The sequence below is a fragment of the Embleya sp. NPDC001921 genome, from assembly GCF_053594475.1.
On record NZ_JBSFEO010000008.1, the window covers coordinates 160,980 to 181,810 of the forward strand.

At 71.9% G+C, this 20,831-nt stretch carries 20 protein-coding genes; 10 read left to right on the forward strand and 10 right to left on the reverse strand.

Annotated elements, in window-relative coordinates; translation table 11 throughout:
* Positions 1–126: 126 nt before the first annotated feature.
* Complete coding sequence (locus tag ACWCPW_RS12135; protein ID WP_449761458.1) at positions 127–489, forward strand: VOC family protein; 363 nt, start codon at positions 127–129, stop codon at positions 487–489.
* 323 nt (positions 490–812) lie between these two features.
* Here the strand turns inward: ACWCPW_RS12135 and ACWCPW_RS12140 are convergent, their stop codons facing one another.
* Positions 813–1,340, reverse strand: coding sequence for a hypothetical protein (locus tag ACWCPW_RS12140; protein WP_449761459.1), 528 nt, complete (start codon positions 1,338–1,340; stop codon positions 813–815).
* A 212-nt stretch (positions 1,341–1,552) separates the two neighbouring features.
* A complete protein-coding gene (locus ACWCPW_RS12145) occupies positions 1,553–2,884 on the reverse strand; it encodes an alpha/beta hydrolase (RefSeq protein WP_449761460.1) in 1,332 nt (443 codons plus the stop codon).
* 250 nt (positions 2,885–3,134) lie between these two features.
* On the opposite strand from ACWCPW_RS12145, the gene ACWCPW_RS12150 reads away from it, so the two are divergent.
* A complete protein-coding gene (locus ACWCPW_RS12150) occupies positions 3,135–3,791 on the forward strand; it encodes a maleylpyruvate isomerase N-terminal domain-containing protein (protein ID WP_449761461.1) in 657 nt (218 codons plus the stop codon).
* A 171-nt stretch (positions 3,792–3,962) separates the two neighbouring features.
* Here the strand turns inward: ACWCPW_RS12150 and ACWCPW_RS12155 are convergent, their stop codons facing one another.
* A complete protein-coding gene (locus ACWCPW_RS12155) occupies positions 3,963–4,712 on the reverse strand; it encodes a TioE family transcriptional regulator (protein ID WP_449761462.1) in 750 nt (249 codons plus the stop codon).
* 58 nt (positions 4,713–4,770) lie between these two features.
* Between ACWCPW_RS12155 and ACWCPW_RS12160 the strand changes: the two genes are divergently transcribed.
* The 3 genes from ACWCPW_RS12160 to ACWCPW_RS12170 all read left to right on the forward strand — a co-directional run bounded on the left by ACWCPW_RS12160 (position 4,771) and on the right by ACWCPW_RS12170 (position 8,149).
* Positions 4,771–5,991, forward strand: a complete 1,221-nt coding sequence (locus ACWCPW_RS12160; protein WP_449761463.1) for an erythromycin esterase family protein — start codon at positions 4,771–4,773, stop codon at positions 5,989–5,991.
* A 182-nt stretch (positions 5,992–6,173) separates the two neighbouring features.
* On the forward strand, positions 6,174–7,208 hold the full coding sequence (locus ACWCPW_RS12165; protein WP_449761464.1) for a proline racemase family protein: 1,035 nt from the start codon (positions 6,174–6,176) through the stop codon (positions 7,206–7,208).
* On the forward strand, positions 7,205–8,149 hold the full coding sequence (locus tag ACWCPW_RS12170; RefSeq protein WP_449761465.1) for an ornithine cyclodeaminase family protein: 945 nt from the start codon (positions 7,205–7,207) through the stop codon (positions 8,147–8,149). The genes ACWCPW_RS12165 and ACWCPW_RS12170 overlap by 4 nt, the downstream gene beginning before the upstream one ends.
* Positions 8,150–8,307: 158 nt before the next feature.
* Here ACWCPW_RS12170 and ACWCPW_RS12175 read toward each other — a convergent pair whose 3' ends face one another.
* Positions 8,308–8,967 carry an FMN-dependent NADH-azoreductase gene (locus ACWCPW_RS12175; protein ID WP_449761466.1) on the reverse strand — a complete coding sequence of 220 codons (660 nt, stop codon included), beginning with the start codon at positions 8,965–8,967 and terminating at the stop codon, positions 8,308–8,310.
* Positions 8,968–9,034: 67 nt separating this feature from the next.
* Between ACWCPW_RS12175 and ACWCPW_RS12180 the strand changes: the two genes are divergently transcribed.
* On the forward strand, positions 9,035–9,514 hold the full coding sequence (locus ACWCPW_RS12180; protein ID WP_449761467.1) for a MarR family winged helix-turn-helix transcriptional regulator: 480 nt from the start codon (positions 9,035–9,037) through the stop codon (positions 9,512–9,514).
* 197 nt (positions 9,515–9,711) lie between these two features.
* Here ACWCPW_RS12180 and ACWCPW_RS12185 read toward each other — a convergent pair whose 3' ends face one another.
* Complete coding sequence (locus ACWCPW_RS12185) at positions 9,712–11,340, reverse strand: ADP-ribosyltransferase domain-containing protein (protein ID WP_449761468.1); 1,629 nt, start codon at positions 11,338–11,340, stop codon at positions 9,712–9,714.
* A 287-nt stretch (positions 11,341–11,627) separates the two neighbouring features.
* On the opposite strand from ACWCPW_RS12185, the gene ACWCPW_RS12190 reads away from it, so the two are divergent.
* Positions 11,628–12,305 carry a macro domain-containing protein gene (locus tag ACWCPW_RS12190; protein WP_449761469.1) on the forward strand — a complete coding sequence of 226 codons (678 nt, stop codon included), beginning with the start codon at positions 11,628–11,630 and terminating at the stop codon, positions 12,303–12,305.
* 155 nt (positions 12,306–12,460) lie between these two features.
* On the opposite strand, the gene ACWCPW_RS12195 is transcribed toward ACWCPW_RS12190, so the two are convergent.
* The 3 genes from ACWCPW_RS12195 to ACWCPW_RS12205 all read right to left on the reverse strand — a co-directional run bounded on the left by ACWCPW_RS12195 (position 12,461) and on the right by ACWCPW_RS12205 (position 15,884).
* Positions 12,461–13,774, reverse strand: a complete 1,314-nt coding sequence (locus ACWCPW_RS12195) for a ricin-type beta-trefoil lectin domain protein (protein WP_449761470.1) — start codon at positions 13,772–13,774, stop codon at positions 12,461–12,463.
* A 176-nt stretch (positions 13,775–13,950) separates the two neighbouring features.
* Positions 13,951–15,102 (reverse strand): DmpA family aminopeptidase, encoded by a 1,152-nt coding sequence (locus tag ACWCPW_RS12200; RefSeq protein ID WP_449761471.1) that lies wholly within the window; start codon positions 15,100–15,102, stop codon positions 13,951–13,953.
* Positions 15,099–15,884, reverse strand: a complete 786-nt coding sequence (locus ACWCPW_RS12205; protein WP_449761472.1) for a TetR/AcrR family transcriptional regulator — start codon at positions 15,882–15,884, stop codon at positions 15,099–15,101. The genes ACWCPW_RS12200 and ACWCPW_RS12205 overlap by 4 nt, the downstream gene beginning before the upstream one ends.
* A 101-nt stretch (positions 15,885–15,985) precedes the next feature.
* Here ACWCPW_RS12205 and ACWCPW_RS12210 point away from each other — a divergent pair, with 101 nt between their 5' ends.
* From ACWCPW_RS12210 to ACWCPW_RS12220, 3 genes are all read left to right on the forward strand, one after another.
* A complete protein-coding gene (locus ACWCPW_RS12210; RefSeq protein ID WP_449761473.1) occupies positions 15,986–17,428 on the forward strand; it encodes an APC family permease in 1,443 nt (480 codons plus the stop codon).
* A 250-nt stretch (positions 17,429–17,678) separates the two neighbouring features.
* A complete protein-coding gene (locus ACWCPW_RS12215) occupies positions 17,679–18,212 on the forward strand; it encodes a fluoride efflux transporter FluC (protein WP_449761474.1) in 534 nt (177 codons plus the stop codon).
* A complete protein-coding gene (locus ACWCPW_RS12220) occupies positions 18,209–18,583 on the forward strand; it encodes a fluoride efflux transporter FluC (RefSeq protein WP_449761475.1) in 375 nt (124 codons plus the stop codon). Before ACWCPW_RS12215 ends, ACWCPW_RS12220 begins: the two co-directional genes overlap by 4 nt.
* Positions 18,584–18,792: 209 nt before the next feature.
* On the opposite strand, the gene ACWCPW_RS12225 is transcribed toward ACWCPW_RS12220, so the two are convergent.
* Together ACWCPW_RS12225 and ACWCPW_RS12230 are read right to left on the reverse strand one after the other, a co-directional pair.
* A complete protein-coding gene (locus ACWCPW_RS12225) occupies positions 18,793–19,833 on the reverse strand; it encodes a FecCD family ABC transporter permease (RefSeq protein ID WP_449761476.1) in 1,041 nt (346 codons plus the stop codon).
* Positions 19,830–20,810 carry a FecCD family ABC transporter permease gene (locus ACWCPW_RS12230; protein ID WP_449761477.1) on the reverse strand — a complete coding sequence of 327 codons (981 nt, stop codon included), beginning with the start codon at positions 20,808–20,810 and terminating at the stop codon, positions 19,830–19,832. The genes ACWCPW_RS12225 and ACWCPW_RS12230 overlap by 4 nt, the downstream gene beginning before the upstream one ends.
* Positions 20,811–20,831: the final 21 nt, after the last annotated feature.

The window sequence follows — 20,831 nt, forward strand, 5'->3', positions numbered from 1 at the left end:
GCGTGCGGGCGGCACGGCCGACCGACGGGCGGTCCGAGCGGGTGAACGACGCGCGGCGACCGGATGCCGCACCCTTTCGACGATCCAAGGAGCGCAATCTTGCTGACCGTACTTCCGATCAGGTATGTGACCGATGTCGACGCCTCACGGCGCTTCTACGCCGGGCTCGGTCTCGCCTTCCGGCCGGAGCTCAGTGTCGACGTCTGGGCGCAACTGTCCGCCGAAGCCGGGGCCTTGGGGATCCACGACGCGGCCGTGTCCAAGGGGCGTGCTCCCGGCACGGTAGAACTGGGTTTCGCCACGGACGAGAGGCTCGAGGACGTCGCCCGGCGCCTGGCCGACGCCGGTTACGCATTCGAGCTCTTCGACGAGGACTTCGGGCGCAGCATCCGCGTCGTCGACCCCGACGGCGTCACCATCCAGATCCAGGAGATCGACCCGGACACCGTTCGCCGCTCGGCGGCGGCCCTGCAGAACGAGCGTGACTGACGCCCCGTCACCGCACGCGATCCCGCCCGTGCGGAGCCCGGGGGTCGGCGGACCGGAGCCCCGGCTGAACGGTGCCTTTGCCCGGCCTGTCGGTGAGCGGTGTCGGCATCGAAATCGGCATCGCCTCGCCGACTCCGGCGTCGGCCGCGCTCGCCGCGGCGCCCGCGGGGACCAGGCGGGGATGGCGGGCGCCGCGGCGGGCACGTTTCGCCGGCTCGGGTTCGCGGTGGGCATCCCGGCCGCCGGGACCGCTTCCGGCGAAGTCGGGCGCGTGCGGTGCGCCGGTGGGGGACGGCCGGTGTGGTGTGCGGGTTCGGCGGTCGTCAGCGCAGCAGGAGGCGACAGTCGCGTTCGTTGAGGCCGAGGACGGTCAAGGGCGCGTTGATGTCGGCGGTGAGGCGATCGGGGCGGAACGACGCGGCCCACCGCGCGGAGTCCTCGCCGGCCAGCGCGTCACGCCGATCACGGTATGCCTTCGCGTCCCCGGTGATCGCCGCGGCGACCTGGGACCAGGCCTCGGCCCATTTCGGGTCGGCGGCGGTGATCTTCCCCAGGTCGCGCGTGGTGCGCTCGTACTCCTCGGCGGTGCGGGTCAGCGCCTGGGCCACCTCGGCGGGAGGGCGTTGGTTCTTGAGGACGGCGGCCAGTGCCATCACGATCGCATCGCGGTCCTTGCGGTAGTCGGCGTCGCCGGCGCGCCGCTTCAGCACGTCACCGCAGATCCGCGCCGCACGGTGGGTGAACTCCGGGTTGTCCCGGACCACATCCGGCCCGGAGGAACCGTCGTCCGAGCACGCCCCCGTCGCGGCCCCCGTGATCAGCACCACCGTCGCGACGAGTACCGTCCGCACCCCGCGGTTCCATGTCCTCACAGCGCACCCCACCCAAGTGTTCTCGAATCGACCCGCGTCGATCGGACGTGGATCGACTCCGATCGGTTCCCTCGCTTCCATCGATTGTCTCGGAGTCGACCACGCGCGACTCGCGAACGGGTTCGAGCAACTCCGCGTACTCCCCGGAGCGGGCCCACTCGGTCGACCGCGTGGGCCCGCTCCGGGGGAATTCAGGTGGTGCGGAGGAACGCCGGGAGTGTGCGCGTGAGTTCGTTGCGCTCGGGGGCGGCGAACAGGGCGTCGAGGTGGGTCATCGTCGGGTCGGCCGCATAGGTGGCCCGCGGGATACGGGAGTTGGCGACGACCCGGCGGGCGGCGGCGGACTGCGTGCCCTTGTCGAGGCCGGTCTCGAAGACGTACAGGGGGACGTCGACTTCGCGCGTGTGGTGAAGACGCAGGTCCAGGATGCGCGCGGACTCGGTGTCGCCGTACGCGTCGGCGGCCTCGAGGTCCAGGCTCAGGCGCTGCGGCCAGTACCACTCGAAGCCGGTCGGCGCGGGGCCGGCCTGTGCCTCGGCCACCCGGTGCAGCGGCGTCATGTCGTCGTCCACCCAGTCGCCCGCGGCGTCCAGGTGACCCGACCGCACCGACAGCGCGGCGTGCGTGTGCGGGGACTCCTGCATGAACCAGCCGAGCAGCCCGGCGTTGGTGACGGGGCGCGGCGGTCGCAGGTGTTCCGGCAGGCGGGCCGCGAGCAGCGAGCGGTGGTGCGGTGCGTGCTGCGCGTACCAGGCGATCAACTGGTACCAGACGGCTGTGGTTTCGGGTCGATCGCCCAGGCCCAGGGCCCGGGTGAGGTAGTCGTCGACGAGCGCGGAGGACGGGGCGTCCGGAGCGTTGATCGCGGCGAGGCGGGTGCGCACGACGTCCGGGGCGTTCCGCGGTTCCCAGCCCTCGCCCGCGAAGGCGCCGTCCACGCCCCCGTCGATGAGGACCAGCCCGGCCAGGTCGCGATAGCCGGGCCGACCGCCGAAGTCCCAGGCGGCGTAGGCGAGTGCCGTGGTGGCACCCCACGAATGGCCGCCGAGCACAACCCGCCGGCGGCCGGAGTCGGCCGCCTGGCGCACGACACCGCGCAGGTCGGCGAGCGCGGTCGCCAGCCCCCAGTCGCGGGCCTCGGGCAGCGGAGGGCGCCGGCGGTAGTGCCCGTCGAGGTAGTACGCGGCCGGATCGCCGCCCTCGAAACCCCGGGTGTCGGCACGGGACTGCTCGCGGCGGTCCACCGCCCATACCTGCGTGCCGGGCGACGCGCGGGTCAGATCGCGGGCCAGGACGCGCAGATCGCCGGCCGCGCCGTACATGCCCGGCGTCAGGACGAGGACTCGGCGGGCGTCGGGACGCCCCACCTTCAGCACGCGGACCGCGTCGACGGACACGTACGCCTCCCGGAACCGCCGGCCGTCCCGGCCGCCGTCCTCGGCCTCGGCCGGGGCCGCGCCGAGGCCGAGTCCCGCCCCCAGCAGGAGAGCCGCGACCGATGCCGTCGCGCGTTTGCCGAACACTCGGCGTGTTGTGAATGTGCCGGGCCGCACCGTTGCCTCCACGGATGTCGACGATGTTGACGTCCGGAAGAGGCCGTGAATCGTGGTCTCGTTCCCTGTGCCGCGCGTCACATCCGGACCGACGGCGCGAACGCGGCCGCCCGAGTGCCGCCTACGCCGCGCCGCCGTCGAGAGGCGGCCGTCCGGGGACGCGATCCGGCGGCCGCGAATACGTTTGTCCGCCCGCGCGGCATCGCACTAGCGTGGCGACGTGGAACTCTTCTCACAAGCGTGGACGGCGTTGCGCACGGCGGTCGCCGAACTCTCCGACGAGGACTTCGCCAAGCCGTCCGGCTGTACCGGCTGGCTCGTGCGCGACCTGGTGTGCCATCTGGTCATCGACGCCCAGGACGTCCTGATCACCCTCGTGACCCCCGCCGAGACCGAACCCACCCGCGACGCGGTGACCTACTGGGACGTCGCCGAGGCGGCGCCGACCGGCGAGGACCCGCTCGACGCGCTGACCGTTCGGCTGGCCGCCGCGTACCAGGACCCGGGGCTGCTCAAGTTCCACCTGGACGACGTCGGCTCCGCCGCCGGTCGCGCCGCCGAACTCGCCGACCCCGACCTTCGGGTGGGTACCCGCGACGAGGTCCTGACCGTGCACGACTACCTGAGCGTGTACGTCCTGGAGTGGACGCTGCACCACCTCGACCTGATCGCGCATCTGCCGGACGCCGCCGAGCCACCGGCGGAGGGCCTCGCCCGGACGCGCGAGATGCTGGAGCAGATCGCCGGCGCCGCGTTCCCCGCGTCGTTCGCGGACCGGGACGCGCTGCTGATCGGCACCGGGCGGCGTGCCCCGACCGACGCGGAGCAGGCCGAACTGGGCGAGTCGGCGGCGCGGTTCCCGCTCTTCCTCGGCTGAGGCCGATCGCCCCGCCGCGCGCGATCGCCGGCGCCGCCGTGGGGGCTGGGTCGAGGCGGGGGCCGGCCGCCTCCGCCGTGAGCCGGGCCGGAGCGGTGACCCGGAGGCATGTGTGGTCGGGGGCCGCCACGTCGTCCGCGGACGTGTTCTCCTCGGTCGGCGGCCGAGGTGTCAGCCGCGCGCGCGGAGGTACGCCTCCAGTTCGGCGGCGCCGGCAAGCATCGCCCGCCCGCGAGCGGACAGCCGGTCGCGCCAGTCGCGGAGCGCGGCCTCCAGCGGTTCCGGACCGCCGGCCGCCCGCACCCGGGCGATCAGCGGGGCGATCTGCTCCAACAGATAGCCGCCCCGCCTGAGTTGGTGGGCCAGCCGGGCGTCGCGTACGTCCGCCTCGTCGTAGACGCGGTACCCGGTCCGCGGGTCGCGGCGCGGACGCACCAGCCCGGCCCGCTCCCACTTGCGCAGCGTCGCGGCCCGGACTCCGAGCTTCCCCGCCAACGGCCCGATGAACGTGCCGCCGCGCCCGCCGGACACCGCCGCGTCGGGTGCGGACGCCATCGCGGGCGCCAGATCGCGCAGGGCGCCCCGCACGGCCTCGAGCGTCTGCCGATCCTCGAGGAGTCGGGCGTGGCTCTCGTCGATGAGGCGGAACGCCTCGTCGACCGCGCCCTCGTTCACGGCCCGCACGATCGCGCTCGCCGTGCGGTGGCCGTGGCCGGGCACCAGGGCCAGGAACGCGCCCAGGGCACGTGCGTGCAGCGGCGTGTAGGTGCGGTAGCCGTGGGCCGTGCGATCGGCGGCCGGAAGGATGCCGGCGTCCTCGTAGTTGCGGACGGCCTGCGTGGACAGACCGTGCCCGCGCGCCAGGTCGACCGGCCTGAGCCGATCACCGGTTTGAGGGTTTTGCCGACCGCTTTGCCCCATGAACCCCATGCTCCAGCAAAAAAGCTTCAACCGAAAGTTCAACGATACCGTTCAAGGCATGGCTACTGGACAAGGTATGAACGCCGCCGTCGAGGACACCGCCCACGCCGTCGAGGCCGCCGCCGTCATGAGGCTGCTCCCGGTCCGGCCGCGGCTGCTCGCGCTGGGCGAGCCCACCCACGGCGAGGACGTCCTGCTCGAACTGCGCAACCACCTCTTCCGACAACTCGTCGAGCAGGAGGGGTATCGGACGATCGCGATCGAGAGCGACTGCATGATGGGCCTGGTTGTGGACGACTACGTCACCTCGGGTGCCGGAACGCTCGACGAGGTGATGGAGCGCGGCTTCAGCCACGGGTTCGGCGCGTCTGCGGCGAACCGCGAACTGGTGCGTTGGATGCGGGAGTTCAACGAAGGACGGCCCGCACCCGAGCAACTCCGCTTCGCCGGCGTCGACGGCCCGTTGGAGATCACCGGCGCCGCGAGTCCACGACAGGCCGTCACCGCGCTGCACGAGCACCTCGCGGCCCTGGTGGACGCGCAACTGCTCCCCTGCACGGCGCACACGCTCGACCGCCTGCTCGGCGCGGACGGGCGGTGGAGCGATCCCGCCGCGATGAGGGACCCCTCCCGGTCCGTGGGGCGATCGGCCGAGGTCGCAGAACTGCGGTTGCTCGTCGACGACTTGGTGGCGCTGCTGGACGCGCGCACGCCCCAGTCGATCGCGGCGGGCTCGCGCGAGGACTGGGACCGGGCGCGTCTGTACGGGCGTACCGCCACCGGCCTGCTGCGCTACCACGTCCGGATGGCCGACCCCGGGCCGAGCCGCATGACGCAACTGCTGGGCGTACGGGATCAGATGATGGCCGACAACCTGCTCGCCGTCGCCGCGCGGGGCCCGGCACTGGTGCACGCGCACAACGGCCATCTCCAGCGGGAGATGAGTACGACGCGGATGGACGACCTGCCGCTGGAGTGGTGGAGTGCCGGCGCGATCGTGAACGCCCATCTGGGCGAGGAGTACGCCTTCGTCCACACGGCCCTCGGCACGATTCGGCACCGGGGCGTGCACACACCGTCCCCGGACACCGTCGAAGGACTTCTGTACGCGCTCCCGCACGACAACCGCGTCGTCGACCCGCGCCGGCTCGCCACCGCCCTGGGCGAAACCCGGCCCGCCCCGCGCGTGTCCACTTGGTACGGCTACGCCCCGCTCGACCCGGCGCACCTCGCCGGAATCGACGGGATCGTCTTCGTCAGGGACGTTCCGCGGGGCTAGTCGGGACCGGCCCGCAGGGTTCGGTCGGGCAACGGCTCGCCCTGGTCGCGGTGTTCGCCGTTCGGGTGGATGCCGTGGTCGTGACGGCGCCGCCATCGCGGGGGAGGGGCGGGAGGATCCGGTGTCTTGCGGCGTGTCGACGATGGTCAGTACCATGTCACATCTCATAGAGGAGTTGCCTGGTGAGTGCCGACCCTGTGACCATCGACGCCGTCGACTACCACACCGCGGGAGAACCGTTCCGGATCGTCTCGCGCGGGCTGCCCCCCGTCGCGGGCGACACCGTCGCCGAGCGCCGCGCGATCGCCCTCGGCGCGGGCGGCACCGCCACCGCCCCGCGTCCGGGACCGCTCGACGACATCCGCCGACTGCTCACCCGCGAACCGCGCGGACACAGCGGCATGTACGGCGGGTTCGTGGTTCCCGCGGACGACAACGAGGCGCACCTGGGGGTGCTCTTCTGGCACAAGGACGGCTACTCCACCGCCTGCGGCCACGGCACCATCGCGCTCGGTGCGTGGGCCGTGGACTCGGGACTGGTCGCGGCCCCAGCGGACGGTCCGGCACGGGTGCGCATCGACGTCCCCTCCGGCCGGGTCACCGCCACCGTGCACCGCCGGGCCGGTCGCACCACCGCGGTGACCTTCCGCAACGTCCCCACCGGCGTCGCCGGCAGAAAGATCCCGGTCACCACATCCCGCGGCCCGGTGCACGTCGACATCGCCCACTCCGGGGCGTGCTACGCCTCCGTCTCGGCGGCGGCCCTCGGGCTCGCCCTCGACCCGGCCCGACTTCCCGAACTCACCGCGATCGGCCGGGAGATCCGCGCCGCCCTCGCGGATGAACCCGCCACCCGGCATCCCGACGACCCCCGCCTGTCCGGTGTCTACGGCGTCATCCTGTACGAGGAACTCCCGGACACCGCGACGGGACCCCACCAACGCAACGTCACCGTCTTCGCGGACGGCCAGATAGACCGGTCCCCGTGCGGTTCGGGCACCTCCGCCCGACTGGCGCTGCTGGCCGACGGCGGTCGGATCGGGCCGCACGAGGAACTGCGGCACGAGTCGATCATCGGCACCGTCTTCACCGGCCGGGTCGCCGGCGAACATCCCGCCGGCGTGATCACCGAGGTCACCGGCACGGCGCATCGCACCGGCGAGCACCGCTTCGTGCTCGACGCCGACGACCGCCTCGGCACCGGGTTTCTGCTGTGACGACGGGCCGACTCCCCACGATCGAGCTCGCCTCGACGCCGATCGAGGCCGTCACGGCGATCGAGCACACCCTGGTGGCGGGGCTGGATCCCGAGCGGGTGCCGGCACGTTCGAGCGTCGCCGTTCCCGCCGGGGAACTTCTGCTGATGCCCGCCGCCCTGTCGACCCATGTGGGCGTCAAGATCGCCGGAGTGGCCGCCGGCAACCCCGCCAGGGGCCTGCCGCGGATCACCGGCAGCTATCTGCTCCTGGACGGACCCACGCTCCAGCCACTGGCACTGTTCGACGGCGCCGCGCTCACCGCGATCCGCACCCCGGCCGTCACCGCCGTCGCGCTGCGCCGCCTCGCCGTGCCCGACGCGTCGCACCTGGTGCTGTTCGGCACGGGCCCGCAGGCGTACGGACACCTGCGGGCCCTGCTCGCCATCCGCCCGCTGACCCGACTCACCGTGGTCGCCCGACGCGTCGCGTCGGCCCGAACGCTGGCCGAGTACGCCCGTTCGCTCGGTCTCGCGGCGGCCGTCGGCGGTCCGGAGGCGGTGGCCGGCGCCGACATCGTGGTGTGCGCCACCACGGCCCGCACCCCACTGTTCGACGGCGGCCTGGTCCCCGCCCACGCCGCCGTGGCGGCGGTGGGATCCCACGAACCGACCGCGCGCGAGGTGGACACCGCGCTCGTGCGGCGCTCGGCCGTGTATGTCGAGGCGCGTGCCGCCGCGCTCGAGGAGGCCGGGGACCTGATCATCCCCGCCGGCGAGGAGGCGCTCGACGGGGCGCTCGCGCCGGTCAACATCGCGGAGTTGGTGCGCGGACGGGCGGTCGTTCCCGACGACCGGCCGCGTCTGTTCAAGAGTGTGGGGATGGCGTGGGAGGACCTCGCGGTCGCGATCCACGCCTACCGTCGCCGCGCGGCCGAGCCGGTGTCGACCCGATCCGGGTGAACACGGGGCGGGTGACGCGGGTCGGGTGACACGGGCGGGCGCGAGCACGGGCCCCGCCGGCCGTCGGGCCGACCCGGCGCCCGCAGGCGGCCGGCCCGTGCCGGATCCCGCCCCCCGCTCCCCGCTCCCGCCCCGGCGTCGGCGTCGGCGTCGGCGTGCTACGCCACGGTCACCGGGGTCCAGCGCCGGTCGATGGCACGTTCGGCTTCGGCGAGGCTCTCCTCGAACAGCGGTATCAGTTCGGCCATGGCCGGCTGCACCGGCGCCAGGGTGAGCTCGGCGGTGATGAAGACCGGTTCCAGTCCGGTCAGCGAGACCCCGTGCGCGAGCCACTGCTCGGCGTGCGCCCACCCCTCGCGCGGGGTCCCGGGACCGTACCCGCCGCCGCGGGCGGCGAGAACGAGGAACTCCCGGCCGCCCAGCAACGGTTCGCCCGTCGCGGCGTCCAGGGACAGGCCGGGGGCGATGAGGTGATCGACCCACGCCTTGACGCTGCTGGGCGCGCCGTAGTTGTACAGCGGCAGGCCCAGGAGCACCGTGTCCGCCTCCTTCACCTCGCCCACGACCCGCTCGACCAGCTCCCACGAGGCGGCCTGAGCGGACGTGCGTTCGTCCGCCGGCACGGCTCCGGCCGACGCGGAGGCCGTGTCCACGTGCGGGAGGGGATCGGCGCCGAGGTCGCGGTAGGTGACGGATCCGTCGGGGTGCGCGGCCTGCCAGGCGGCCGCGGCGCGCGCGGTGAGCCGGCGGCTGATCGAGCGGTCGCCCAGGACGCTGGAGTCGATGTGCAGCAGGTGAGGCATCGCTTTGCCTTCCATGATTGATTTGTGCATCGCCAACGATTCACAGCATACATATCTTCGGGGGCATGGGTACCCTCCTTGCATGGCCTCCTTGCCCGTGGTGAATCAGCCGGCGCGCCGGTCCGGCGCCCTGTTGGACCACCTCGCGCGCAGGATGCGCGTGCATTCGGAGGCCGTCCTGACCGAACTGGGGCTTCGTCCGCGGCACTTGGTCGCCCTGACGGTGCTGCGGCACATCGACGGCAGCAGCCAGCAGGCGCTCTCGGCGAAGTTGTCGCTGGATCGTGCGAACGTGGTGGGGCTGCTCAACGAACTCGAGACCGCCGGACTCGCCGAGCGCCGGCGTTCTCCCGAGGACCGGCGGCGGCACACCGTGCACATCACCGACGCCGGGCTGCGCATGCTCGCCGGGGCCGAATTCGCCCTCGCGGCGGCCGAGGAGGAGGTCTTGGGCGCGCTGACCCCGGCCCAACGCGACAGCCTCTTCCACCTGCTCGAACTGGCGGTCTCCGACGACGCCGGCGTGTGCGGGGAGCCCGGGTCGAACCCGCCCGGCTGCTGAGGGTGTTCGAAGCCCCGGAACGGCTCGGGCTCGACCGGGGGACGACGACCGGGGGCGATGGCCGGGGGCGATGGCCGGGGGCAACGATCGGGGACGACGATCGGGGGCGACGACAAGAACTCGCCGCGCCCGGCTCGGGCACGGCGAGTTCCCTTTCCCGCGTGAGCGCCGGTGCGGCGGACCGCACCGGCGGTGGATCACGACACGAGGGTCTGCTCCTCCAACTCGGTCAGGTGCACGGTGCACAGGCCGCCGCGCTCGGCCTTGACGCTCGTCACCTTGAGCTGCGTGCCCGGCAGGAGGATGAACTCCTCCTCGTCGGTGAACGCGGAGAAGCGGCGGATGCCCACGGCCCGGGCCGGGAGCACCTCGAAGAGGGTGCGCTTGCCGCGGCTGCCGAGGAAGGCCCGTGCCACGCCCAGCTCGGACGTGCACGAGGACACGCCCCACCACGTCACGGTCCGGCCCAGCGGGTACTGCGCACGCAGATCCAGCGACACCCCGCGCCACAACGGCTCCGTACGCGCGGGAAGCCGCGACACCGCGGAGAACAGCAGCCGCAGATACGGGAGGTACGGCACGACCTTCGCCCGGTCCGGGGCGCGCAGAATGGCGTTGATCTCCCGGTAGAACGTGGACTCGCAGGTGTAGAGGTACAGGGCCGCGATCGCGTCGGCGGACAGGTTGCCGTCCGCCTCGTCCGCCCGCCGCTTCCCGAACTCGTGCGACCGCTCGACGTGCCGGTCCAGGCCGGCCAGCAGTTCGGCGACCGGGGTGACGGCGTCGCGGAAGTCCATCAGCGCGGTGTCGAACACGCCGGTGATCGCCGGGAGGTCGAGCCCCTCGTCCTTGACGCCGGCGAGCCGTTCCAGGTAGAGCTGATGCAGCTCCATGGTGGACGCGATGAACGCGCCCATGCGCTCGGCCGTATCGGCGTTCGCCCCGCCGGTCCCCGCCGCGGGTTTGTTCCACCCCTGGCTCGGCAACCAGTCGATCTCCTGCGCGCCCAACGACGCGAGGGCGTCGTTCACCATGGCGAAGTGGTCGCCGTCGCAGAAGAGGTCGCCCTGCGCCGCGGGATTGGCGTGGTCGATATGCCGGACCTCGACGCCGGGGTATTTCTTCTCGAGCCGGAGCACGACCTTCTTCAGATTGCGCGCGTGTGCCCCCCACCACGCGAAGACGACGCTGCGGTCCTCCTCGTCGGCATTCTGCTTGGCTTCGAGGATTCCCTCCACGATCCGTTCGATCACCGGACGCCAGAACGCGGTGTGCCGGTCGGTAGCCCTTGCTCCGTCGCTATGGGCGGTGAGTGCCGCGTTCAACAGCAGTACGCCCTGCGTGAGCATCGCCTGGAACCATTCCGGCGGCTGCACGGTGTCCTGCTTCGCCAAAAGGGAGCGTATATCGGCGATGGGGGTCTTCTTGGGAATTCCGTATTTCCACATGGCCGCTGCCTTGATGATGCAGCGGATACTGACCACCCTGCCGAACTGGCTGTCTTTCCAGTCGTGGAAGGTGTTGTCGAACATCGCGATACCGGTGGCGCTCTCCGGCCGCGGGTACGGATTCTGGCCGAAGACGACGACCTTCCACTTGTGCGGCGGATTGGGCTTGAGCGCCTGGAAGGTCAGTTCGCGGACGGGGACGACCTCGGGGCCGCGGCCCGGGCCGATGAACGCGGCCGCGTCCGGCTGCGCCTCGATGACCGGCTTCAGTAGCGGAAGCCACGGTTCGCCGCCGCCCTTGAACAGGTCGGCGAGGGCCAGTGGGTCGTTCGGGTCGGGCGTGGCGGAGTCGTTGGCGGTGACGTTGGCGTCGCTCATTGTGGACAGGCTCCGAATTATCGAACCGTGCTGACATGGGCATGATCGGCGAGCCGGACGATTTCCACGCGAAAGCCCAGGACTCGCCGACAAAGAGCCCAAAAGGCCCACATATTCGGATTCGTGGACTTCCCCGTCGACAGCGTCGCCGGCACCGGGCCGGTGCGCTCGCAATCATGACGACAGGGTATGCAGCCCGACCGACATCCGCATTGTCGGTGCGGCCCGGTAACGTTCTCGAGCAGTGGCAGACACCGGGAAGACGCATTTGTTGATCGGAGTGGATTATGACGGTAAATCGCGCGCAGTCGCCGCTCGAGGTGGTGCTGACCGACATCAGTGCCGACGTGGTGCAGGCGTGGCGGGCGGCGTTCGCCGACACTCCCGGGATCGAGATTCACCAAGGCTCGATTCTCGATGAGAAGGTCGACGCCTGGGTCACCCCGACCAACTCGCGCGGGCGGATGGACGGCGGGGTCGACGCGGTCATCAAGCGCCACCTCGGGGCGGGTATCCAATTGCGCGTACAGCGGGCGATCCGCGACCGGTTCGCGGGAAGCCTCCCGGTGGGAAGCGCGGTGTGCGTCTCGTCCGGCGCGATCAACCCGAAGTTCCTGATCTCCACCCCGACGATGCAGACGTCGTCGGAGAACGTCAGCGAGACGCTGAACGTGGCGCTGGCGTGTGCCGCCGCGTTCCAGGCGATCCACCGGCAGAACGAGGAGGCGCCGGGCAGCATCGCGTCGGTCGCGCTGGTCGGCATGGGCGCGCAGACCGGCCGGGTGCCGGCGCGGGTGTGTGCCAACCTGATGTGGACGGGCTACACCCTGTTCAACGACTACTACTTCGCGGACTACGACGACCTGCGCAGCACGATCGTCGCGCAGCTCGACGACATCGAGGAAGCGCCCGCCGAGCGGCGCGTGCGCATCGAGCCGCCCAAGCGCCCGACCTCCGGTCGCTGACCGAAGCGGCCGCCGGCCCCGGGTCGAACGCAAGGCGGCCCGGGTCGGGGGAGCCGACCCGGGCCGCCCTGTCGAACGGCGCGCTTGCCGAGGCTCGCGGCACCGATCGACGGGGGTGTTCGTTGTCCTGCTTCCGTGTCCCGCTTCCGTCGTCCCTACTTGGGGACGTTCCAGAGTTGACCCTTGCCCGCGTTGGCGGAGTGGAGTTGCACCACGGTGCTGTTCGCGGTGTTGCCGCCCTTGACGTCGAGGACCTTGCCGCTCGCGACGTGAACGATCCGACCGTTGGCGTCGATCCGCCACTTCTGCGCGGCCGAGGCGTTGCAGTCGTACAGCGAGATCCTGTTGTTCTCGGTGCTCGCGTTGCGGGCGTTGTCCAGGCACTTGCCCATCGAGCGCAGGGTGCCGTCCGGGTGCAGGATCCAGGACTGGCCCGGGCCGGTGTTGCAGGTGTAGATCTGGATCTGGGTGCCGTTGGCCGGCTTGCCGCCCTTGACGTCCAGACACTTGCCGGCGATCCCGGTGACCTTGCCCTGCGGGGACACCGGAGCGCCGGTCGCGGCGGCCAGCGAGCGCAGACCCTGCACGTCGAACTGCTGGACGTACTGGCCCGCTCGGGAGTCCGGGTAGGCGTTCAAGAGCGTGCACATGACCGGGTTCTCACCCGAGTCCGTGCCCTTGACGCACTTCCCGGGCGAGTCGTCGGCGTGCGCCAGGCCCAGGGTGTGGCCCAGTTCGTGGCTGATGTGGTTGCGCATGCCGACCTCGCCGAAGCGCGCGGTGGGCTTGCCGGCGGCGGTGAAGAAGGACGTGTTGATGTACGCGTGCCCGCTGGTCACCGTGTCCGGAGTGCTGCGCGAATGGAACCCGCAACTCCACCCAGGCGTGCCGGAACCGTCCATGACGATCTTCCACGGACTGCCGTCCGTGGTCGTCACGCACGGGTTCAGGAACGCGCCGATCACGATCTCGCCCTTGGGACGGACGTAGTCGTGGCCGACCGGTTTGGTGTCCACGTTGATCGGCAGCGCCGTCTCGCGCTGGATCTCGGCCGCCGAGCGCTTGACGTACGGACCCAGCCAGTCGACGGACTTCTGGTCGTAGAACTTGATCGTGTAGCCGGTCGACAGAAACTTCGTCGCGCCTCCCGACTTCCAACCGGGCCCGGACGGTGCCGCCGCGGCGGCGGAAACGGCCGCGCGTTGTCTGGTGGGGCCTACCGCGGGAATCGTCATCCGCCCGTTGACGAAAACGGTGCCGTCCACATCCGACCAGCCCGTGTCGGGTGCCTCGACCCCTTCCAGCGCCTGCCGGGTCGGCACCGGAGCCTCGGCGGTCGGAGCCGGCTTGGCGTCCTGGTCGCTCTGGTCGCCGAACGCCGAGCCCGAGAGCTGCAATCCACCCACGATCGCGGCGGTCGCCGCGAAGGCGGCGACCAGCGATATTCGGCGTTTCCCCGTGACTTTCAAATCCCCGTAACCCCCTCGTTCAAGGCCGTGCACGCGCCTTTCGGCGCCGGCCGAAAACCACCGTACAGGGAGGTACTCGGGCCGAATTCAGGCCCGACGGGCCTCGCGCCATCCGGCCGGCGCGGTCGCGTGAACGGGATGTCGGAGGCCGGATCCGACCCGCTGCCCCCGGGGTGTCAGCCGGCGATGTCGGGTCCTCGTTCGGCGAGCAGGGCGCGCAGGCGGGCGTGCGGGAGGGCCGGGGTGCGGTGACCGTTGTGGCCGGTGGTCTCCTGGGCGGTGACCAGGGCGTTGAGTACGGCCTCCTCGACGGCCTGCACGGTCGCGTCGTAGAACGGGTCGACGCGGCCCCAGGGGATGTGGCGCAGGGTGTCGTAGTCCTCGTCCGTGGGCGGGGATTGCGGGAAGGTGCTGGTCAGGGCGCCGGGGTTGGCGGTGGAGAAGGCCAGGAAGATGTCGCCGGAGAAGTGGCTGCCGGTCGTGCCGGTACGGGCCAGGCCCAGCGGGACCCGGCGGGCCAGGGCCTTGCACTGGCCCGGGAGCAGGGGAGCGTCGGTGCCGATCACCACGATGACCGAACCGGCCCCGCCGGGGGCGAACCAGTCGGTGTCCTCCATCGGGTTGTCCTCGGTCAGCCGCCGGCCCACCGGCAGTCCGGCGACGACCAGTTCGCGCCGCGCGCCGAAGTTGGCCTGGACGAAGGCGCCGACGGTGTAGTGGGCCGTCCCGTACTCCACCACCCGGCTGGAGGTTCCCGAACCACCCTTGAATCCATAGCAGTTCATGCCGGTCCCGCCGCCCACGCAGCCCTCCTCGATCGGGCCGGGGGTGGCCGCGTCGATCGCGGCGATCGCGTGTTCGGCGCGTACGTGCGGGCCGTTGATGTCGTTGAGGTAGCCGTCCCAGGTCTCGGCGACCACCGGAAGCAGCCACTGCCGCGCGAGTTCGGGTCGGTTGGCCACCGTCCAGTCGACGACCCCGCGGTGCACGGGACCCACCGCGTGTGTGTTGGTGATCATCACCGGGCCCGCCAGGCTGCCCGTCTCGTCGAGCCAACTGCTGCCGGTCATCTCGCCGTTGCCGTTGAGCGAGTACCGACCCGCCGCGCACGGCAGGCCGACGCCGTCCCGGCCGCGCGGCAACACGGCGGTGACGCCGGTGCGCACCGACGCCCCCTGGACCAGGGTCGTGTAGCCGACGCGGACTCCGGGGACGTCGGTGAGCGCGTTGGCCGGCCCGGGCGTGCCGTCGAGGGGGATGCCCAGGGCCCGGGCGCGTGGTCGCCCCGACGGGGTGGAGGTCAGGGGGGATGATGCGGGGGCGTTCACGCGGTGCCTTTCCGGGGGTCGTCGTCGGGAGCGCTGTGGCCACCGGTGCCGTGGCCACCGCTGCCGTGGTCGGTCGCGTCCGGGGTCGGCGCGCCCCGGTCGGGCGCGTCGTGCCCCGGCGCGTCTCGGCCCGCTGCGCCCGGATCGGGGACGCCCGGATCGGGGACGGCTCGGTCCGGGCGCAGGTCGGGGCAGCCGGTGGCCTGGCGGGCATGGGCCAGGATCAGGGCCAGGGCCCGCTCGGGCGGCAGTGAGGAGTTGCGGCTCACGATGTGCAGGCCGTAGCCGTCCTCGAGGGTGACCAGGTTCGCGGCCACGTCCCGGATCGGTTCGGTGAACCGGAAGTGGCCCTGGGCCTGCCCGATTTCCAGGATCGAGCCGTACATGGCTACCTGACGGTCGTACAGGCTCTGGGCCAGCGTGGCGTATTCGCTCTCGTCGCGAGCCGCGGCGCTGAACTCGTACAGGACCACCGCGAGTTCGTCCTCCGGCCCGGCCGGCAGACCGCGCCGTGCGCAGGCCACGAGCTTGTCGCGGGCGTCGGGCAGCCGGGAGGCGGTGTCGGTGCGGGACGTGTAGAAGCGGTCCGCGGCCTGTTGGTACACCTGCCGCAGCAGGTCGCCCAGGTCGCTGAAGTAGTAGCTGACCGACCCCCTGGCGACGCCCGCCACCTCGGCGATGTCGGCCACCCGCAACTGGGCCAGACCGTGCCGGCCGACCGCCGCGGTGGCCGCGTGGACCAGTTGCTCACGTCTCGCCGTCTGGTTCCTCGGTCGCGCCATGCACCGTTCCTTGTCCTGAGTGCCAAATTATTGAATGCCTATTGACGTGGAAGTCTTCCATAACGTTGACTCCGGCGTCAAAGAACTGACAAGGGAGCCTCATGGTCGAAACCGATGGCAGTCAGACGCCCGCCGGCACCTCGTCGGCGCAGCCGACGGCCTACGCCCAGGACCTGTCCCGCTCGCTCGGCCTGCGCGAGAACATGTTCATCACGTTGTCCTCGGTCACGCCCGCGTCGAGCGTCTTCATCATCATGCCGTCGGCGATCAGCGGGCTCGGCGGCGCCGCGGCCCTGGCCTTCGCCCTCGCGGCCGTCGCGGGGATGCTGATGGCCCTGTGTTACGCCGAGTTGTCCAGCGCGTTCCCGATCACCGGCGGCGAGTACGCCTTCGCCGCGCGCACCCTCGGCCGGTCGACGGGCTTCGCGCTGTTCGCGCTCGGCCTGCTCGGCGGAGTCCTGACGGTGGCGGTGATCGCGCTGGGCACCGGCGACTACCTGGGTGTGGTGTGGGGCTCGCTCGGCGGCAAGAGCACCGGGCTCGCCGTCATCGCACTGGCCTCGCTCGTCGCCGTACTGGGCATTCGCCTCAACGCCTGGGTCACCGGGGTCTTCCTGGCGGTCGAACTCGCGGCGATCGCGGTCCTGGCCTGGCTCGGCCTGGTCCACGTCGACCAGCCGGTGTCCACGCTGTGGACGGCGCAGGCCCTGGGCGAGGGCAACGTCCTGGTCGGCGCCTCGGCCGGGCTCGTCGTGTCCTTCGCCGCCACGGCGCTGTTCGCCTACAACGGCTACGGCACCGCCGTGTACTTCGCCGAGGAGACCCGGCAGGTCTCCTCGATCGGCAAGGTCGTGATGTGGTCGCTCGGCATCACCGTGGTCGCCGAGTGCCTCCCGCTGGTGGCCGTGCTCCTGGGCACGCCGAGTACGAGCGAACTCATGGCGGCCCCGTCCCCGATGAACTACTTCCTGCTCGAACGCGGCGGCGACGCGGTGAACACCGTCGTCAGCCTCGGCATAGCCATCGCCATCGTCAACGCGGTGATCGCGATCATGCTGCAGGTCGGCCGTCTGCTGTATTCCTCCGCGCGCGACCGGGCCTGGCCCGACGTGGTGGGCAGGCCGCTGGCCGCCGTGCACCCGCGGCTGCGCACCCCGGTCCTGGCCACCCTGGTGATGGGCGGCGCCGCGATCGTGGTCGCGTGGCTCGTCCCGCTCGACACCCTGATCCTGGCCACCGGAGCGAACCTGGTGGTGCTGTACATCTTCGTCGCCGTCTGCGCGCTGTACGGCCGGATCAAGGGGACCACGGCGCACGCGACATACCGGATGCCGGCCTGGCCGTGGGTGCCGGTGGGCGTGATCGGCGTGATGGCCTACGTGCTGTACGAGTCGATCGACTCCGACTGGCGCCCGGTCGGGATCGCCGTGGCCATGGTCGCGGCGGGCTACCTCTACTACTACGCCTACCTGCACCCCAGGCGCGAGCACCGCTGGACCATGCCCGAGCCCGTCCGCGACGCGACCGACCCGGCGACGCGCTAGGGCGGCCGGCCCCGCCCTCCGCGCAAGCCGGCTCCCCGCGCCGACCGGCCCTCCGGCGAGGGCCCGGGTGCGCCCGACGCCGCCGTACGTGTCGGTATCCTGGCCGTGCGGCCGTCCGTTGGGCGGTCGCGCGGCGGTGGGGCCCGCCGTACCCGAACCGCGACTCGGTCGCCAACGGTCCCTACCTGACCTTCCCCGTGCGTGTCCGTGCGCCACGGGGCCAAGTCGATCAGGTGGGAGCCTGAACGCCGTGCATCCCGACCAGCGCCCCGATTCACACTCCGAACCCGCCGCGCCGAGCGGGTGGCAGGCCGAGCCCGTCGACCCCGACACCGCGATCGATCCCTGGCCGCGCCCCGGGCGGCGCGGCCACCGGGCCGAGATCCTCGCGGCGATCGCGACGGGCGGCGTGATCGGCGCGTGTGCCCGCTACGGCGCGACCCTGATCTGGCCGACCGCACCGGGCACGTTCCCGTGGACCACCTTCTGGATCAACGTCACCGGCAGCGCCCTGATGGGCGTGCTCATGGTGCTGATCACCGAACGCGCCACCGCCCACCCGCTGGTGCGGCCCTTCCTCGGCACCGGCGTCCTCGGCGGCTACACCACCTTCTCCACCTACGCCGTCGACGCCCGACACCTGATCGACAGCGGACGCGCGGGCGTCGCGTCGGCCTACCTCGCGGCCACCCTCGCCGCCGCCCTGTTCGCGCTGTGGGGCGCGGCCGGACTCACCCGGCGGCTCGCCCCGCCCCGCGCCGACCGGACGGCGGGCTCGGCGTGAACTGGCTCATGGTCATCACCGGCGCCCTCATCGGCGCACCCCTGCGCTACCTGACCGACAAGGCCATCCAGGCCCGGCACGGAGGCGTCTTCCCGTGGGGCACCCTCGCGGTGAACCTCGCCGCCTGCACCGGGCTCGGCTTCCTGACCGGCGCCGCCACCGCCACCACCGTGCCGGCGGCCCTCCAACACCTGATCGGCCCCGGGCTGTGCGCGACGCTCAGCACGTACTCCACCTTCTCCTTCGAGACCGTCCGCCTGACCGAGACCGGAGCGAAGGCGTTCGCCGCCGCCAACGCGATCCTCGGCACTGCGGCGGGCCTGGCCGCGGCCTACCTCGGCGCCGCCCTGGCGGATGCGACATTCACCTGATCCGGTGCGTCGACACGGTGCCTCCACGCGGTGCGGTTTCCGCGTATCGGGCGTGCCGCCGCACCGGTCACACGGCAGGATCGCAGGGCGTCGGTTCGCCGACGGAGGACGGAGACGTTCGCAACGGGGGAGGCAGCGCTGTGCGGGACCAGCCTTCCTCGAAGCCAGGGCGGGTCTTCGATCTCCCATCGGTGCAGCGCCCCGTGTCGTCAGGACCGGGTTCGGCGGGACTCGGTGAGGAGGAGGCCCATCAGGTAGAGGCCGCCGAGGGATCCCGTGGCCACGCCCACCGGCAGCACACCGGAGGTGAACAGGCGCTGGACGGCCAGGTCGCTCGCGGTGAGCAGGACGGCTCCCATCAGGGCGGCGTTGACCAGTCCCGGGCCGGGGGACCGGACCAGGCGCCGGGAGAGTTGCGGGGCGGCCAGTGCGACGAACCAGATCGGGCCGGTGGCGGCGGTGGCGACCGCGGCCAGTGCGACGGAGACCAGCAACATGACCAGTCGGGTGCGGCCCGCGTCCACTCCGAGCGCCTGCGCGCTGTCGTCGCCCATGGCCAACAGCGAGAGCCTGCGGGTGTATCCGAAGGCCACCGGGAGCAGGACCAGGCAGGCGATCAGCATGGCGTTCGCCTGATCCCAGCCTCGGCTGTTGAGACTGCCGACGAGCCAGTGCTGGGCCTCCAGCGCGTCCTGCCAGTCGGCCCGGGTGACCAGATAGGAATTGAGCGCGAGCAGGATGGCGCCGACGCCGATGCCCATCACGACGAGCCGGAATCCGCCGGCACCCCCGCCGAACGCCAAGAGGTAGACGGCCGCGGCGGTGGCCAGTCCGCCGACGAGGGCACCGAGGGCGATCTCGGTCATGCCGCCGTGCAGCACGGTGATGACGACCAGGGCGCCGGTCGCCGATCCGTTGGTGAAGCCGATGACGTCCGGGCTGCCGAGCGGATTGCCCGACACGGTCTGCAGGATCGCCCCGCTGACCGCGAGCGCGGCGCCCACCGACACCGCGGTCAGCAGTCGGGGCAGGCGCAGGGTGTTGACGACGAAGTCGGCACTGGGCGTGCCCCGACCGATCAGGGCCCGGACCACCTCGGACAACGACAGCGTGAATTCGCCGGTGGTCAGGGTGACGGCCATCAGGGTCACCAGCGCGGCGGACGACACCAGGCCCACCACGACCGGCCGGGGCCGGACCCGGATGGAGAATCGGCCGCCCCGATCGCGCAGGACCAGGCCGGGGGTCACAACGCCACCAGCTTCCGCCGGCGACACAACGCCAGGAACATCGGCCCTCCCAGGAGCGCGGTGACGATGCCGACCTGGATCTCGCCCGGTGATCCCAGCACCCGACCCAGGACGTCCGAACCGATCAGCAGGATCGGCGCGAGCACGATCGAGTACGCCAGGACCCAGCGCTGGTCCGGGCCGACGATGAAGCGCGCCACATGCGGAACGGCCAGGCCCACGAAGGCGATCGGGCCGGCCGCCGCGGTCGCGGTCCCGCACAGGAGCATCACCGCGACGACGCCGAGCACCCGGACGCGGCCGACCCGGATGCCGAGCCCGCGCGCGACGTCGTCGCCCAGGGACAGCGCGTTCAGCGGCCGGGCCAGGCTCAGGGCCAGCAGGATCGCCGTCAGGATGAACGGCGCGATCACCCACACGACGTCGTACTGCCGGCCGGCCAGCGAGCCGACGATCCAGAACCGGTAGTCGTTGAACGCGCGCGGGTCCAGGAGGAGCACCGCCGAGTCGAACGCGTAGCACACGGCGGTCACCGCCGCCCCCGCGATCACCAGGCGCTCGGGCGTCGCGGGGCCGCGCCCGGACGATCCCACCACGTAGACGAGCACCGACGCGATCGCGGCACCGACGAACGCGAACCACAGCCGACCCAGGACCGAACCCACGCCGGCGTACGCGATGGCCAGGACCACACCGGTCGACGCGCCGGAATTCACCCCGAGCAGACCGGGGTCGGCGAGCGGATTGCGCGTCATCGCCTGCATCAGCGCCCCGGACAGGCCCAGCGCCATCCCGACCAGGAGGCCCAACACCGTACGGGGCAGGCGGTAGTCGTGGATGACGAGCGCGGCCTTGGAACCGTCGTTGTGCCACAACAGGTTCCAGGCCTCGGTGAACGCGATGTCGCGCGAGCCCACCCAGACACTGACGAAGCACAACAGCACCAATACGGGGACCGCGACTGCCAGCCCTGTCACCCGACGCGTCGCCCGTGACGA

Bases quoted from the DNA above. Each gene is read 5' to 3' on its own strand.
- ACWCPW_RS12185 (WP_449761468.1), bottom strand. From the start codon at position 11,340: ATGAGCGACGCCAACGTCACCGCCAACGACTCCGCCACGCCCGACCCG.
- ACWCPW_RS12190 (WP_449761469.1), top strand. From the start codon at position 11,628: ATGACGGTAAATCGCGCGCAGTCGCCGCTCGAGGTGGTGCTGACCGAC.
- ACWCPW_RS12155 (WP_449761462.1), bottom strand. From the start codon at position 4,712: ATGGGGCAAAGCGGTCGGCAAAACCCTCAAACCGGTGATCGGCTCAGG.
- ACWCPW_RS12210 (WP_449761473.1), top strand. From the start codon at position 15,986: ATGGTCGAAACCGATGGCAGTCAGACGCCCGCCGGCACCTCGTCGGCG.
- ACWCPW_RS12160 (WP_449761463.1), top strand. From the start codon at position 4,771: ATGGCTACTGGACAAGGTATGAACGCCGCCGTCGAGGACACCGCCCAC.
- ACWCPW_RS12205 (WP_449761472.1), bottom strand. From the start codon at position 15,884: ATGGCGCGACCGAGGAACCAGACGGCGAGACGTGAGCAACTGGTCCAC.
- ACWCPW_RS12175 (WP_449761466.1), bottom strand. From the start codon at position 8,967: ATGGAAGGCAAAGCGATGCCTCACCTGCTGCACATCGACTCCAGCGTC.
- ACWCPW_RS12180 (WP_449761467.1), top strand. From the start codon at position 9,035: ATGGCCTCCTTGCCCGTGGTGAATCAGCCGGCGCGCCGGTCCGGCGCC.